Source organism: Cellulomonas sp. P4_A2 (assembly GCF_056402515.1).
The window spans coordinates 1-389 of record NZ_JBFUHG010000178.1; the positions used below are offsets into that span (position 1 = coordinate 1).

General features: G+C 64.3%; 1 protein-coding gene. It reads right to left on the reverse strand.

Going from position 1 to position 389, the window contains the following annotated elements:
* On the reverse strand, nt 1-337 hold a 337-nt coding region (locus AC1DUE_RS20615; protein ID WP_477041262.1), incomplete at its 3' end, for a winged helix-turn-helix transcriptional regulator.
* Between the last annotated feature and the right edge of the window lie 52 nt (nt 338-389).

Genomic DNA, 389 nt, shown 5'->3' on the forward strand with positions numbered 1-389 from the left:
CCTCTGCCCACCGGGCCAGAGCTTGGACAATTTTCAGCAAGCTGAGCCCGCGCGGGGTGAGGGCGTAGTCGACGCGCGGGGGCTTGGTGTTGTGGACGGTCCTCGTTACGAGCCCGTCGCGCTCCAGTCTGCGCAATGTGGCGCTGAGCATCCGCTGGGTGATGGGACTGCTGAGGCGGCGCAGTTCGTTGAACCCGCGTGTGGTGTCGGCGAGCTTGCAGATCACGACTACGGACCACTTGTCGCCGATCCGTTCCAGCACGTCGCGGATGAGGTCGCGTCCTTGTTCGCACAGAGCGGGGTCTGTGTCGCCGGGATCCGTGAGCGACTGAGTCATAGCAGTAAGTATACGAGCGAAACCGGGTACGGCCGGGGAACCAGGTACGCGT